The 14,186-nt window shown below is 55.9% G+C and carries 13 protein-coding genes; 1 reads left to right on the forward strand and 12 read right to left on the reverse strand.

What is annotated here, in order from left to right; translation table 11 throughout:
- The first annotated feature begins 323 nt into the window (after positions 1-323).
- A complete protein-coding gene (locus tag EL361_RS10825) occupies positions 324-728 on the forward strand; it encodes a flagellar protein FlaG (RefSeq protein ID WP_126379404.1) in 405 nt (134 codons plus the stop codon).
- A 140-nt stretch (positions 729-868) separates the two neighbouring features.
- Here the strand turns inward: EL361_RS10825 and EL361_RS10830 are convergent, their stop codons facing one another.
- From EL361_RS10830 to queD, 12 genes are all read right to left on the reverse strand, one after another.
- Positions 869-2,485, reverse strand: coding sequence for a flagellar hook protein FlgE (locus EL361_RS10830; RefSeq protein WP_126379406.1), 1,617 nt, complete (start codon positions 2,483-2,485; stop codon positions 869-871).
- 95 nt (positions 2,486-2,580) lie between these two features.
- Entirely contained in the window at positions 2,581-3,321 is a 741-nt protein-coding gene (locus tag EL361_RS10835) for a flagellar hook assembly protein FlgD (protein ID WP_126379409.1), read from the reverse strand.
- A gap of 19 nt (positions 3,322-3,340) precedes the next feature.
- On the reverse strand, positions 3,341-5,317 hold the full coding sequence (locus tag EL361_RS10840; RefSeq protein ID WP_126379412.1) for a flagellar hook-length control protein FliK: 1,977 nt from the start codon (positions 5,315-5,317) through the stop codon (positions 3,341-3,343).
- Positions 5,318-5,458: 141 nt separating this feature from the next.
- Complete coding sequence (locus EL361_RS10845) at positions 5,459-6,883, reverse strand: glycosyltransferase family 9 protein (RefSeq protein ID WP_232034761.1); 1,425 nt, start codon at positions 6,881-6,883, stop codon at positions 5,459-5,461.
- A 146-nt stretch (positions 6,884-7,029) separates the two neighbouring features.
- Positions 7,030-8,763: a CgeB family protein gene (locus tag EL361_RS10850; protein ID WP_126379415.1), complete on the reverse strand. Its 1,734-nt coding sequence runs from the start codon at positions 8,761-8,763 to the stop codon at positions 7,030-7,032.
- Complete coding sequence (locus EL361_RS10855; protein ID WP_232034762.1) at positions 8,763-9,488, reverse strand: OmpA family protein; 726 nt, start codon at positions 9,486-9,488, stop codon at positions 8,763-8,765. Before EL361_RS10855 ends, EL361_RS10850 begins: the two co-directional genes overlap by 1 nt.
- A 3-nt stretch (positions 9,489-9,491) precedes the next feature.
- Positions 9,492-10,247, reverse strand: a complete 756-nt coding sequence (locus EL361_RS10860) for a motility protein A (protein WP_126379417.1) — start codon at positions 10,245-10,247, stop codon at positions 9,492-9,494.
- A gap of 7 nt (positions 10,248-10,254) precedes the next feature.
- Complete coding sequence (locus EL361_RS10865; protein ID WP_126379420.1) at positions 10,255-11,367, reverse strand: DUF342 domain-containing protein; 1,113 nt, start codon at positions 11,365-11,367, stop codon at positions 10,255-10,257.
- A gap of 15 nt (positions 11,368-11,382) precedes the next feature.
- Complete coding sequence (locus EL361_RS10870) at positions 11,383-11,724, reverse strand: STAS domain-containing protein (protein ID WP_126379423.1); 342 nt, start codon at positions 11,722-11,724, stop codon at positions 11,383-11,385.
- Positions 11,706-13,304, reverse strand: coding sequence for an ATP-binding SpoIIE family protein phosphatase (locus EL361_RS10875; RefSeq protein WP_126379426.1), 1,599 nt, complete (start codon positions 13,302-13,304; stop codon positions 11,706-11,708). Before EL361_RS10875 ends, EL361_RS10870 begins: the two co-directional genes overlap by 19 nt.
- Before the next feature lie 8 nt (positions 13,305-13,312).
- Positions 13,313-13,777 (reverse strand): D-aminoacyl-tRNA deacylase, encoded by a 465-nt coding sequence (gene dtd, locus EL361_RS10880; protein ID WP_126379429.1) that lies wholly within the window; start codon positions 13,775-13,777, stop codon positions 13,313-13,315.
- 1 nt (position 13,778) lies between these two features.
- Complete coding sequence (queD, locus tag EL361_RS10885; protein ID WP_126379431.1) at positions 13,779-14,165, reverse strand: 6-carboxytetrahydropterin synthase QueD; 387 nt, start codon at positions 14,163-14,165, stop codon at positions 13,779-13,781.
- Positions 14,166-14,186 lie beyond the last annotated feature (21 nt).

Genomic DNA, 14,186 nt, shown 5'->3' on the forward strand with positions numbered 1-14,186 from the left:
TGTTTTGACTTGCCACTACTCAAGCAATCACAGTGCCAAACAAACAAACATCAACAATTCTATACACTTGCATTCTAGAAAATCTCTAGAAACCACTATAAAATCAATAGGATGGACATTTTTTCCCTGATCACTAGCCTTACATTCGCTCCCCTTCACAGATAACCACCTGAAACCGCACACCTTCTCCGTTCCCTTTATCCCGCCCCTGCCGCGTGCCAAAAATCCCAGCCCTTTGCCCTAAAGAAAGGACCAAAAGAACCGATAACTAGATTGAGAGTACCTAAATCAGGCTCTTAGGCTCAGCATCAGGGAGAGGAACAATGGATTACACAAGCATCCAACTCACGGCCTCCGACGGCTATGGAAAAAATTTCCGCATCCAGAAGGACACCACGGCGCAGTCAGCAGTCAGGGTGAACGACAGGACTGACCCGCACGGGGTTGAGGACAATACCGCCGCCACCAAGACTCAGGATCAAGCGGATAAGCCCAGTCCGGCAGAGCGGCTACTGAAAATGACCGAACCCGTGGAGAAGTTCATGCAATCCGCTGGGGTCAGCATCACGTTCCATATTCATGAGGAGACCGATCAGATCCAGGCCGAGGTCAAAAGCGCGGACGGCGAAAAGGTCATTCGCAAAATTCCCGCCGATGACATCCTGAAGCTTGTCGCATCCATCAAGGAAATGAGCGACTCCGAGCACATGGTCGACACGGCCTTCTAGCTGCCCCCATCTCCCTCTTTGCAAAAAACAAAAACGCCCCCGGCATCCTGCTGAGGGCGTTTTGTTGTCGCGGAGCCCGGCCGCTCGGGCCAGGCTCCGGTTATGGTGAAGGAGATCGGTTGTGTGCTTATTTAGCGGGTCTAGCGCTTCATCATAATAACCTGTTGCAGCATGTTATCCGTAGTCGTGATCACCTTGGAGTTGGCCTGGAAGCCTCGCTCCGTGGTAATCATCTTCACAAACTCGGTCGCAATATCCACATTGGACTGCTCCAGGGAGTTGGAAGCAATGCTGCCCAGACCGTTGGCGTTTGCAGGGCCAGGCGTAGCCTCGCCGGACTCCCTGGTCTGGGAGAAGAGGTTCGAGCCCTCCCGGCGCATGCCCCACTTGTTGACGAAGTCGTAAAGCGTGATCTGGTAGAGTTCGATGACCACACCGTTGGAGTAACGGCCTGTGAGAATGCCATCGCGGTCCACCGAGACGTTCTGCAGGAAACCGAACGTGTACCCGTCTTGCGACTGGAACTGGGTGGAACTGGACCCCGAGAAGCTCGTGGTTGCGTTGGCGTTGACCTGAAGGTCCGCGAACTCAGGCAGATTGGCGATGTTCGTGCCAATCAGCGAGGCGTTGGCCACGGAGCCTGCTGCCCAACCGGCATTGGGAGAGGGGTTGGTCAATCCGAAGTTGATGCCAATATTGCGGGCATTGGATTCCTCGGTGGCACTGGCACCGGCCTGACCGGTAAAGTTCGCCGTAAAGACCGGTTGTCCTTCCACATTGAACTGCGCCTGGGTCCACTGGTCCAGATTACCCAGGTCGCCTGAAGCTCCAGAACTCAGGGTAAATGCACTTTGACTGCGAATTTGTCCTGCGGAGTCGAAGGTCAGGGTCCCGATCATCATCACGCCAGCGACACCGGAGTTGGCAAGAGTCTGACCATCAATGATACGCCCATCCTCGGCAGGATCAACGGTAACCATGTATTCCCAGTAGGTCAGGCCACCAGAGTTGGACACATGGTCATAGTAGGTGGTCACGTTGTGCGAAGAACCACCTTCATCATAGACCTTGATGGTGCTCTGATAAGCGTACTGACTCTCACCAATGGGGGTGTCGCTCTGACCATTCCAATTCTCGAACATGGCGAAGAACGGATTGGTCGCGCTGGTGGTGTTGTCGTTGCCGTCACGGGCATCCAGGTTGGTGATCATGGTCACGTTGGTGGTCGCTTTCGGCTGGGCCGTAAAGCCTTCCAACTGAATGTCGGTAGGCAGGCCAGATCCCTTGATGGCCGAAGCCACACTGGAGCTGGACGACCCCGAGCCGCTGGCAACAGCCGTTGACGTCGAGTTGTCGATGGCCCAGCCCTGAAGCACATAGCCATGCGGATCAACCAGATAGCCATCCTTGTCGAACCGGAAATTACCGGCGCGAGTGTAGTAGGCCTGTTCCTCACCCAAAGGCGAGACCTTGAAGAACCCCCGGCCACCAATGGCAAGGTCAGTCGGTTCGTTGGTGGTCTCAAACGCGCCCTGACTGAAGTCGGCATAGACTGCACCGATGCCAACTCCGCGTCCAATCTGCGCGGTTCCGGCTGCGGTGTTGATGTCCTGGCTGATGAAATCCTCAAAATACATGCGGGCGCCCTTGAACCCCACGGTGTTCACATTGGCGATGTTGTTGCCGATGACACTCATCTTCTCGCCATGTGCGCCCAGACCGGAAACGCCGGTCCACATCGATGCTGAAAGACCCATTACCGAACCTCCTTATTCCTCATATTCCTCTGCCGCGGAGGACCCTGTCAGACCCGTCCTCTTCCTGAGCCGCGGTATTGGAGACGAAATTCCAATTATTCTGTGGTGGATTCTTCCTCTCCGGAGGAAGAGTCACCCTCTTCACTGGTTGTACCGTTGGAAGCGACAACTTCCTTGACGTAGTTGAAAGCGACCACTCGTCCATCTTCCAGGCGGAGATAATGCACACCGCCGTCGTACATGACACCTTCAACCCTGCCGCTGACTTCGGTCTGCGTGAGGATTGGTGAACCTTCCTGGTCCTCTGCAGCCAGAGCCACATAGTAGGTACCTTCGGACAACTTATCGCCCTTCCAGTCCTTGCCGTCCCATTCGTACTCGTGTTCACCGGTGGCCTGGGCCCCCATCTCGACGGTACGGACGATGTTGCCGTTGGAATCAAAAATATTTGCGAAGACGTTGGAAGCATTGTCCGCCAGGAGATAGTAGAGACTGCTCACCGAGCCATCATCGTGGATACTCAGGCTGTCACCCACCGCACGGACATCCTTACCGATGTAGGACGCGGCGTTGACCATCTGCTGTTGAGCTGTGGTCTGTGACAATCCACCAATCCCCTCATTGATCTGGGTCAGCTGCTCAAGCTGCGAGAACTGCGCAAGCTCGGCGGTAAACTGCTGATCATCCATGGGGCTCATGGGATCCTGATGCTGAAGCTGAGCAACGAGAAGAGTCAGGAAGTCGGCCTTGTCCAATTCGGACTTGCCCGTATACGTTTCCATCTGAAACTCTTTCTCGGCCTTGCCGGTGATATGGCTGGAATCATAAACCTGCATGGTTCACCTCAATCCTGTCTTAGGCGACAACGTAGAGCCCATCTTGGGCAATTCTTGCCGTTTCAGGATCATTGAGCAATTCCTGGGCCACGCCTATGCCATCCTGTCGCAGCATTCTCAAAATGCCACGCTTCTCAATAAAATTCTTCTGTGCTTGCGTCATGTTATGTTGATCGGCGCCTTGCCAGCCCTGACCAAGATCCTGGTCCTGAAGCTGAGTCTGGACCTCCATCTTGCCGACCTTGATACCCTGATTTTCCAGATGCACCTTCAACTGGGAAAGTTGTTCCGAAAGGATACGTCCGGTGTCTTGATGTTCGGCCCGGAACATGACGCTAACTTCGCCATCCTTGGCTTGAAGAATGACACTCAACTTGCCCAGATCGCCAGGGTTGAGCTCCAGGGTCAGCTGCTTGCGCCCTTCACCCATATTCTTGAGCAGCCCGGATTCCACCTGCTGCATCATACGGCCGGAGGTACTCTGACCCCACTTCTGAACCAGAGCATCGGCCCTGGCGGCGGACTCGGTGCGAGAGACAGCTTCGGGCATCTGGACAGCTGCCGCCTGGGCATGCGTCCCTTCCACCTTGACCTTACCCCACAGTTCACCCCAAGCCTTCTTGTGGGAGTCGCTGTCCTTGGTGGCACCGCCATCCCCAGTAGAGTCCTTGGCCCCGGATTCGGCATTGTCGCCAGTGACTTGACCATTTCTGGCGGCCAAACCGTCGCGAACACCCTTGGCTTCGGCCTTGCCGTCACCTTTGGCGTCCTTGCCGGAATCACCCTTGGAGTCAGCCTGAGCATCACCCTTACCAGCGGCAACGACAGTGGCAGCCCGACTGGCAGAGGCATTGGGATCGGCCTTGAGCACGCGCTCGGCATGGCCCTCTGAACCTTGATCTGAAGACCTGTCGGCTTGGGCCCCGTCGGTGCGCTGCTGGGCACGTTCACGACGGCTTTCCTCACCAAGAATTTTCTTGTTCCGCACGCTGTTATCCGAGCGATCGCTGGCGAGTTGCTCATTGCTCGCCTTCTCACCGGCCTCGGCCAGCACGTCATTGACCAGAGTCATCAACTGCTTGCCCGAGCCCTTGGCATGCTCCAGATCTGCGGCAACCTCTGACTTGAGCGTACCCATCACAGTCTTCAACTGCACTGCGGAAAGCGTTGCTGACTGCGCATCGCCAAGCAAAGACAGCAGATGGACAGCCCCGGTCCCGGACAAACCGGAAACCTTGGCCAAAGCACCCAATTCGGATCGACTCAGATCAATGGTTGCATCGGCAGGGAGAGAGGCCAACTTGTCACTGACGGTTTTCCAGACGCTGGTGGTCTTGCCGCTGCGCAAATCGGACAACAACGACTCCGCCTGCTCTGTAGTAAACCCGATCTTCTGGAACAGGGTCTGCAGCTCTCTGGATTCCAGATCACCAATGGCAATCAGATTCTGATTCTTGCCCAAGGTTGCGAGCTTGTCCGACAACGAGGTCACAAACGTGCCCCAGGTCAACCCTTCCGCACTGGAAATCTTTTCCGCCAGAGCCTCGATATCGGCCTCGGACAATCCAGCCTCTTTCAGGCCATCCTTCAGGGCTGCAAAGTCCTCGCGGGTCATCTTGAGCGAACTCGTTTCCTTCAGGCTCTTGGACTTGGCACCCTTGCCCGAAAGAATCGAACGCAAATCAGCGATGGCCTCGCTATTGGCATCCTCTGCCCCTGTGGCCTTGCCCAAAACACTGGAGAAACGGCGGCCGCTGGAGTCGGCAACCAAGCCCTTGAGCCCGGATCGGGACTTGTCCCAAATAGTGGGCACATCACTCTTGCCTGTCTTTTCCTGGAAGAATTCAGGGCGGAGCGCCTCTTTCTGACCTTCGAACAACGCAGCAAACGATCCGCCAGCCTGCTTGCCGGTGGATTTGATCGTTTGTGTCGCTGTCCTTCCAACCTGAGTTGCACTCAGCCCGCTGGAATCAGCCATAAAGGGAAAAAACTGCATTCTTTGGCTCCTCGGACCTCAATAGTTCAAGGGGCGTGCCAAAAAACACAGTCTTTAATTTCAATAAGTTATATTAAGGAGGCAGGGGCAGGGCAGGACATTTCTTGCCGCTCAGGAAAAATCAGCCGGGCAACGCAGAGACTACATCAGGTCCAGGAGTTCCTCCACCAGCCCCAGACATCCTGCCCAGGCGGAAGGGGCCATATCCCCGTTTTCCAGGTAGAGTTGGCAGTAGCTGCGCGCTGGTTGCAAGGCTGGCGAAGAGGCATGCCAGAAGTCATCGGAAATTGTCCGCCCCCCGCCGGGGGTCAGACCTCGACGCAAATCCCTTGAGAGGCGAACAAGTCCCCCTCGCATGGCATCGCGCATTCGAGGATACTGCTGGTATATATCCGAAAAGGCAGAGGAAGCCTCGTCCATGGGCCACAGGCCAAAACGTGCGCCCCAGTACTGCTGCCAAAAAAGCCCCAACAATTCACGGGCCGAAGGATCTGCTGCCGGAGCAATGGATTTGAGGGAATACAGCCCCTGCCGGGATTGGCCCGTCTCCATCAATTCCAGGTCCGGAAGCCTGCGCTTGGCAAAACATTCCTGCTCTTTCTGATTGATGCGGTCGATGATGAAGGCCACCTGTCGGGGCAGAAAATGATCATGGCAATAAGTTCTTGCCCGGTGGCAATGCCAACAGCCGCTACAGCTCATGCGAGCCCTGAGCACAAAATGCCCAGCCTGGTATGGTCCTGTTTCCCAGCAGTTGACGTTACCCATGGACAGGTTGAGGGTCCGAAGTCCGGTCCAGGCCGCCAAATGCATGGGCCCGGTGTCCGGAGTGACCATCATGCCCAGAGTCTGGCCGATATAGGCCAACTCCGCCAAGGTCTGCTGCCCGGCAAAATTGATCACCCTGGCTGGAATCCCTCGGGCAACTTGCTGAGCCAATTCAACTTCTGCTGGCCCACCGAGTAACACTGGCCGAAGATCGCGTTTCAACAGCTCACTGCCCAGTTTTTGCCAAAAGCCCACAGAGGGTCGCTTGGCCTCCTGGCTTGCACCAAGAAAAAGTCCGACCTTACGGCTGGCCACTTTGGTGATGGTGCGGGGCACACTCCAATTCGTGGTGGCGATATCATCCAGGGAGACGACATCCAGTGCGTTCAGATCCGCCCAGTGGAAACGGTTATGGCGATTACTTCTGACCAGTGAGGCCCGGTACAATGCCCAATCGCCACGGATATAGCGCAGCCCATCCTCACCGCTCACAGGCCCGAAGACCTCTTCGGACTCCACCTGCCCGGCCAACGCAGCCGCCCGCGGATCATGGGAGAGGTTGATCACCAATTCATACTTATGGGAACGCAGATGGGCGAGGCTTCTCTCCGCCCAGGGGAAGAAAGTCACTCCTCCGGGATTGACCTGCATCAACTGCTTGTAGAAAAGCTCTTCGGCCATCATCCAGATGGGACGGCCCGGATAGCGGCGAGACAGCCACAGCACCAGAGGATAGGACAGAATCAAATCCCCCATGCGCTGCATCTGCAGAATCAGGATGGGGCGTTGTGAACTCAAATGCTGCTCCTTGGCTCTCTGGAAAAAAAATCGTTCTCAGGCCACTTAAAAACCAGACACATCCTCCAGCCCTTGGCGAATCATTCCCCTCGCAGGGAGGGAAATTCTCCAACGCAACCAGTCAGATGACATTGCCCCGTGCCCAGCTAACCGTAGATGTTCTTCATGGTCCTGAACAGGGATTCCAACCGATGCTCGTAGGTATGCTCGGCCAGGATACGCTTGCGAGCGGCCTGAATGATTCGCTCCCTTTCGGCCGGATGATCAAGATAATGACGAATCATTTCAGGAGCATCTTCCGGCTGATCATAATAAGCGACCTCTTTGCCAGGCTCAAGCAGGTTTTCCATTTGCACTCTATGGTCTGTCAGCACAAAAGCGCCGGCAGCAGGCACATCGAATACGCGCTGATTCACCGCTCCTTTCATCTGCTGGCTGGTGCAATTGAAATTGACCTCGGACAGGGGATAGAAATAGGGCAGTTCCTCATAGTAATTGAGTTCCTTATGCCAGCGCCAATCACGGTCCTCATGGGCAAAGGTCGTCTTCCAACCCGTATCACCGGCAATGAGTGGTGAAAAACCAAGAGTCCCCTGGACGCATTCCTTGCGATACTGGCGAGTGGCCTCCCAGGTGATCATGGTCTCGTAGCACAGGCGGCGCTCATTATCCTCGAAGGTATCGAAGACCTCGGCCAGGTCCGGGTGCTCCCGACGCAGATAGGTACTGACAGAGCGGTCCGAGCTGGCCCGGAAACCGGCGGCCACCTGCTTGTATGTCAGCAGCAACGGACGCGGGAATCGCCCGGCCTTCATACGCTGTCCCACCTTGTAGATCATTGAATTGCCCACAAAGGAGACTCGCGACCGCCAGTCATGCCTGTCCGGCAGATTGGCAGGGGGACGGAAACGGGTAGTATCCGTCGCCAAAGGCAGATAGCTGACATGGGGGAACCCGAGAGCCTGGAGCGATTCAATATTATCCGCATCCCAGGTAAATAGTGCGGTCCAAGGACTGACCAGCTTGTTGTAGAGATACAGGATCAGGTGCGGATTATCCACGAACCACGAAGCCAGGGGCAGACGCAGACGCTCGATCAGATCCACCAGGACACCCTCGCGGTCCACACCCAGATGATTGATGGTGAAGATGAAATCGGGCTTGAAATCAACAACTGCGGCCAACAGTTGCTCCACGAACTCGGCGCAGCCTGTTTCCTTGGTGTCGATGTTCAAAAAGAAATGGGGAGTGCCCAGACGTTCACTGGCGCGCACCAGTTCTCCCACCAGAAAATAGTCGCTGGTCAGATAGAGCACCCTGGGAGGCCAACTCTTGAATTTGGGGTAATCGGCCTTTTCCCAGAAATTGAATCGACGACTGGCGGACAACTGTTCGACGAGCCAGCCGTAATACTCCCGGTCGATACGGCGATAGGCAGTCATGGACAGCGCAGAAAAAGGCTTGCCCCCCTGCTCCATCTGCCAAAGGGTCAGCTCGCGCAGAGCATCGTTGGCATCGACCGCATCGACCCACAAAATTTGTGGATTGGAGCCGTAGCGCTCGCGACACTGCGTCAACTCCAGAATGGGCACTTCCTTGTCCACCACAGCCAGCGGGCCATCCCAGTGCTGAAGAAGCCATTCCAGCCCGCGCCCCAACCCCGCGCCCAGCAACACGGGAAGCGTTCCGGAATCAGGCTCAAACGACTGGACGGCACGCAACTCCATGGCATCACCGGCACGACCGCACAACGGCCAGGATCGATCGGGGAACAACAACTCCACATCGCTCAAGGCATTGGCTTCATGAACGGCCCTGGCCGTATATGAAAATATCTGCGCAGATTCGTCTCTGCCGCCGGAGGCATCGATATCAGTCATCACCAAGACTCCGCCTCGGGCCGATGGAGCAGAAACTCCACCCGACGGTTACGGGCTCGATCCGCTTCCTTGTCGTTGGGCACCAGAGGTCTGGTTCCCGCATAGCCCACGGCCTTCAGCCGACGGGGGTCAATGCCGCCCTGATCGACCAGATAGCGCAGGGTCGCTGCGGCTCTGGCGGCGGACAACTCCCAGTTGGAAGGATACATCCCGGTTCCGGCATCCCGATCGGCGGTATGCCCGCGAATGACGCAATTGAAATTATACTCACTCAGAATCTTCAGCACGTTGGCCAACATCTTCGGGGCACCGGGGGAAAGCTTGGCCTCACCTGGTTTGAACAGGTAGGCAGCCTCGACCCGAACCAAAACCCCTTCCCGCTCGGCGGAAACACCGGTGGATCGCTTGAGTTCCTTGTCTTCTTCGATGAGCGCCCGCAACTGCATGGTCAGGTCTAGGACAACCTTCTGTTCCTGGTTAAGCTTCACGCCTTTTTTTTCCAACCGCGTAGGGGAATAGGCAGCATGGGTTGCTTCAGGACGCTCGGTCTGGACGCCAAAGGCATCCTTGATGGAGCCCATCAGCGTCCTGAAATTGGCAATATCCTGATTGGCAAAAGATAACAGCAGCACGAAAAAACACATCAGCAAGGTCACCAGATCTGCGAATGTGGCCATCCACGGGGGCAGCCCTTCCTCGGGCGGTGGAGTGAACTTCTTGGCCACGGGCTATTCCCCTCCCCGCAAGGCCGGAGACAGGAAGGCATACAGCTTTTCCTTGACGATGGAAGGATGTTCACCGTGCAGGATGCCAATGATGCCTTCGGTGGCGATTTCCATGTACAGAGACTCCTCGGCGCTGCGTTCCTCCAGCTTCTTGGCCATGGGCAAAAACAGGATGTTCGCCAAAACAGCACCGTAAAATGTCGTCAACAAGGCAACAGCCATGGACGGACCAATGGAACCGGGGTCCGACAGGTTCTGGAGCATCTTGACCAGACCGATCAGCGTTCCGATCATGCCCATGGCCGGAGCCATGGTGCCCATGCCCTTGAATACGCCCTGCCCCTGAGCATGGCGACGCTGCATGAAGGAGACCTCTGTCTCCAACACGGCGCGCACCAGATCTTCCTCAGTCCCGTCAGCGACCAATTGCACCCCTTTCTTGATAAAAGGGTCATCAACGGGGACTTTTTCCAGAGCCACAAGAGATTCCTTGCGGGCCTTCTCGGCCATCATCACGATCTGATCGATAAGGGCGGGGTAATCACTAGGCTTGGCAAAAAAAGTCTTCATGCCCACTTTGATGGAACCGATGACAACGCCCATGGGAAACATGATGAATGTCACCGCTCCGGTGCCACCGACAACAACCAAGACGGAAGGAACATCAATAAATCCACCGATAGCTCCACCACCAAACATGATGGAGCCAACGATCAGTCCCAACCCGGCCAATATACCTATAAGAGTCCCGATATCCATGTGTGCGCTATCTCTTCATTGCGGGGGAAGTGATGACTATCTCGTAGTCTTTGTATGTAAAGCAAACGTCTTCCAAGTATTCATTGACGCTGAGGCAGGCCTCTCCAATGCAAATCTCGACCCCGGGCAGAACCTTGCCAGGCACGACCACCCGACAGGATTCCATGTCCTCCAGGCGGCTGATTCTGGACCAGATCGCCCGATGCCTTGCCAGGAGTTTGTCGAGCCGCTCCCGCTCACGAGCAATCTGAGGGGCCAATTCTTCCGCCAGATCTTCATGCTTGGCCAGCAGGGCCTGCTTTTCTTTCAATCGATCCTTGCTGACCTTGATGCGAGCTTCCACAAGTTGAGACTTGTTCAACAGGATCGCATCATAACCAAGAATAAGCGTTGTTTCGGCACCCAAAGCACCACCCAACTGTTCGCCCACGAAAATCAACCGTGAACTCACCGCCATTCCCCCGGCAAGTCGCCCTTTGACGGCCAACTGCTCACCGGAGAAGACCTCGCAATGCATGCATGCGGCATCGATCAGCGTCCGGCCTCCGGCCAGAAGCATGGCATTTTCCGCATAGGATGCCCGCAGGTTGCCAGTGGCTTTGACCACGCCCTTGCTGCCACCCTTGATCCCGGCCTCGGCAACAATGGATTCATCGGCTCGGATCAAGGCGGCGTCCACCGTATCCTTGATCATGATATTCAGGCCTTGGACCTGAAATCCCGAACGGACGCCTCCGTGAATGATCACATTGCCCAAGAACTGAATATTTCCGGTATGGAAGTCCACATCCCGACGGATGTTGAGAGTCTTCTTCACCGTGATCTTGCCGTCGTCGTAAAACACGTACCCCGGAACGGTAGCCAACAGCTTGTCACCGTCTTCAGGGTCCACCTGGGTATTTTTGCCCGCAGGAAAGACTTTGTCCTCGAAGGCCAACTGGTTCCCGTTTCCACCGGCCTGCTCGGGCGAGTCCACCCACTGGGCCACGACCTGTCCCTGGTTCACGTTCTGGACGTAGCCCAGGTTGTAATGATCCACCCTTCCGTCAGCCAATTCCTGTGGCTTGAGATTTTGAAAATCAAAATCCGGATCAAAATAATGTTTTAAATAATACGACATACCTGCGCGCTCGCCTTAGAGCATCAAAGGGGCGAGTTCCTCTTCGGTCCCCAGAATCTTGAAATACTTCTTCAACTGTACAAGCTCCAAAGTTCTGACGACTTGTGCATCGGGCCGATAGAGATAGAACGACTTGGCTTCATTTTCAACACGCGATGCAAGGGACACAAGAAATCCGATCCCGGAGCTGTCTATAAACGACACGCCGGACAGATCAAAGATCAGGCACTGCACATCGTCATCGGTCATGACCGCGTCGATGGTTTCCCTCAGCTCCCGTGTCACCTCAAGGGTCATTTCCCCTGTGTAGTCGGCGAGAGCAGCATTTCTGGTCCGCTTTATCCGCAGGTTTTCCATGCTTCTTTCTCTATGTTTTTCGTAAAGCTGACAATGTTCATGCCGTCACGGCGAACCACATCCAAGGTCTCTGCCAGTTGAGAAATGATATACAGCCCTCGTCCAGATACAGCCTCGGGTCCCGGAGGGTTCACATCCCTGCCTGTCGGATCAAACCCGGGGCCACTGTCCCTGACCTCCATGGAAACGCTACGCCCGGGGATTACCCGAACTTCAACATCCACGTCCCCAGGTTGCCCCTCGGGATAGGCATGTTCCACCACGTTGGCCACGGCTTCAGTCAACGCCAGGTCCAAGTCGTACAGCACGTTCTTGCCGTCGATCTGTTTTGCCAGGTCCGCAATGGCACGACGAACCAACGCGCGAGCCTCACCCACCCGTGCCTGACAGGAATAGCAGGCTCCGTCCTGCGCTCCAAACGCGATCCAAAGCGCAGTCACGTCATCACGGAACGCGGGCTCACTTCCATCCTCAATGCGCAGGGCACTCATCAATCGATCCGGGAAATCACCCCCGTCCTCGACCACCCGCACGGCAAGCTCACGAAACGAATCGTAATCGAACAACCCTCCGCCGCTGCGCTGCCAATCGTAAAAGCCATCCGTATACATGAACAAACCGCCACCTGCAGGGAGTTTGAGCCTGTGCTCCTGATATGGCATTTCAAAGAACCCCAGAACCGTGCCCGTGGGCGGCAAATCATCCACACCGCTCTCCGAGGACAATACTCCCGGACAATGACCGGCATTGATATAGCGCAGTTCGCCACGCTCGAAATCCAGATCCACGGCCAACACCGTAGCAAAGTCTTCTTCCTCGCCGATGATGCCGCACAAGTGGGTATTGATCAGCTGGAAAGTCTCCTCCAACCCCATGAAATGGGACTTGGAGACCCGAAACAATGTGCGAACAATGCCCATCAGAAAGGCTGCCCTGGCACCGTGGCCCGAGACATCGGCCACCACAGCCCGCAGCACCCCGTCTCCCACCGGAAAGAAATCGAAGTAATCTCCGCTGGCCCTGCCGGACGGACGATACAGACTCTGGACCCGCACCCCGGACATCCCCGGCCAGGACACAGGCACCGACTCCACCTTGGGAAGCAGCCGTTCCTGCAACTCCGCCACCATGACCAACTCGTCATCAATGGTATCAAAGGCCTGGCGCAAGCGTCGGTTCAATCGAACCTGACGCGCCCCCACCCCGACCCGTGCCAGTAATTCGGCCCGATCAAAGGGCTTGTACAAAAAATCGTTGGCCCCGGCGCCAAAGGCCTGAAGCTTATTCTCCGGGGAACGATTCGAGGTCAGCATGGTGATCAGGACGTCGGAATCTTCCTCGACCTCACGCAGGTATTTGATCACGCCCAGCCCGTCCATCCGCGGCATATTCATATCCAGCAGGATAATATCCGGGCCGAATTCATTATAGAGGACGATGGCTTCCTCTCCGTCTTCGGCCATGGCCACGTCATAGGCGAAATCATCAAGCATCTCGACGAGCGCCTCGCGAATGGACTCTTGATCATCCACCACAAGCACCCGGATCGAATCTGTCTCGGATCGCCTACGTACGCCCATGCCGCTCCCTAAAAATCAGCGCTGTCCAAGAGGATCGTCACTGGCCCCCAATTGGTCAGAGACACATCCATCATCTCGCCGAAGGCTCCCGACTGGACACGGCCCGGGAGCAATTGCTCGAAATCATTCAGCAAGCGGTCGTACAAGCCTAACGCATGTTCACCGTTGGCAGCAAGGTGGAAGGACGGACGACGGCCCTTCTTGCAATCCGCATACAGAGTGAACTGCGAAACCATCAACAACTCACCACCAAAGTCCTTGAGAGACAAATTCAGCTTGTCGTCCTCGTCTGGAAAAACCCGCAGGTCCAAAACCTTGGAAAGCATCTTCTTCCACACAGCAGAGGTGGGCAGCTCCCCTCCGTCCGCAGACGAAAATCCGGCCAGCACCAGCAGTCCTGTGCCGATTTCGCCGACGGATTTTCCATCCACATCCACTCGGGCGCTGCGAACGCGCTGCAGATGCAAACGCACGCTAGTCCTCGAAGTACGTTGCGGACTGGGCCGGTTTTTCCGAGACGGTGATGTAAGCCACACGCACACCAACATCAGCAAGCTTCGCACTCAGCCCCTGATAGATGAACCGTGCCAGATTTTCCGAAGACGGATTGCAGGTGGTGAACGGTTCCACCTCGTTCAGATGCCTGTGATCCAACTCGGAGAGAACGGCTTTCAGCTGTTTCCTCAGCACCTTGAAGTCAATGAGCAGTTCGGTGTCAGGGGTCAGTGTATCCCCCTCCACTGCGGCCAGAACACCAAAATTATGACCATGCATGCGTTCACATTTGCCTTCGTAGTGGCGAAGTTGATGCGAGGCGGCAAAGTCCTCTGTAATCTCAAGTCTCCATTTACCTTTCGGCATAACTGTTGCCTTCCCTTAATG

This window comes from Desulfovibrio ferrophilus (genome assembly GCF_003966735.1).
GTDB classification, from domain to species: domain Bacteria; phylum Desulfobacterota; class Desulfovibrionia; order Desulfovibrionales; family Desulfovibrionaceae; genus Desulfovibrio_Q; species Desulfovibrio_Q ferrophilus.

Bases quoted from the DNA above. Each gene is read 5' to 3' on its own strand.
- EL361_RS10825 (WP_126379404.1), top strand. From the start codon at position 324: ATGGATTACACAAGCATCCAACTCACGGCCTCCGACGGCTATGGAAAA.
- EL361_RS10830 (WP_126379406.1), bottom strand. From the start codon at position 2,485: ATGGGTCTTTCAGCATCGATGTGGACCGGCGTTTCCGGTCTGGGCGCA.
- EL361_RS10835 (WP_126379409.1), bottom strand. From the start codon at position 3,321: ATGCAGGTTTATGATTCCAGCCATATCACCGGCAAGGCCGAGAAAGAG.
- EL361_RS10840 (WP_126379412.1), bottom strand. From the start codon at position 5,317: ATGCAGTTTTTTCCCTTTATGGCTGATTCCAGCGGGCTGAGTGCAACT.
- EL361_RS10850 (WP_126379415.1), bottom strand. From the start codon at position 8,763: ATGACTGATATCGATGCCTCCGGCGGCAGAGACGAATCTGCGCAGATA.
- EL361_RS10860 (WP_126379417.1), bottom strand. From the start codon at position 10,247: ATGGATATCGGGACTCTTATAGGTATATTGGCCGGGTTGGGACTGATC.
- EL361_RS10865 (WP_126379420.1), bottom strand. From the start codon at position 11,367: ATGTCGTATTATTTAAAACATTATTTTGATCCGGATTTTGATTTTCAA.
- EL361_RS10870 (WP_126379423.1), bottom strand. From the start codon at position 11,724: ATGGAAAACCTGCGGATAAAGCGGACCAGAAATGCTGCTCTCGCCGAC.
- EL361_RS10875 (WP_126379426.1), bottom strand. From the start codon at position 13,304: ATGGGCGTACGTAGGCGATCCGAGACAGATTCGATCCGGGTGCTTGTG.
- queD (WP_126379431.1), bottom strand. From the start codon at position 14,165: ATGCCGAAAGGTAAATGGAGACTTGAGATTACAGAGGACTTTGCCGCC.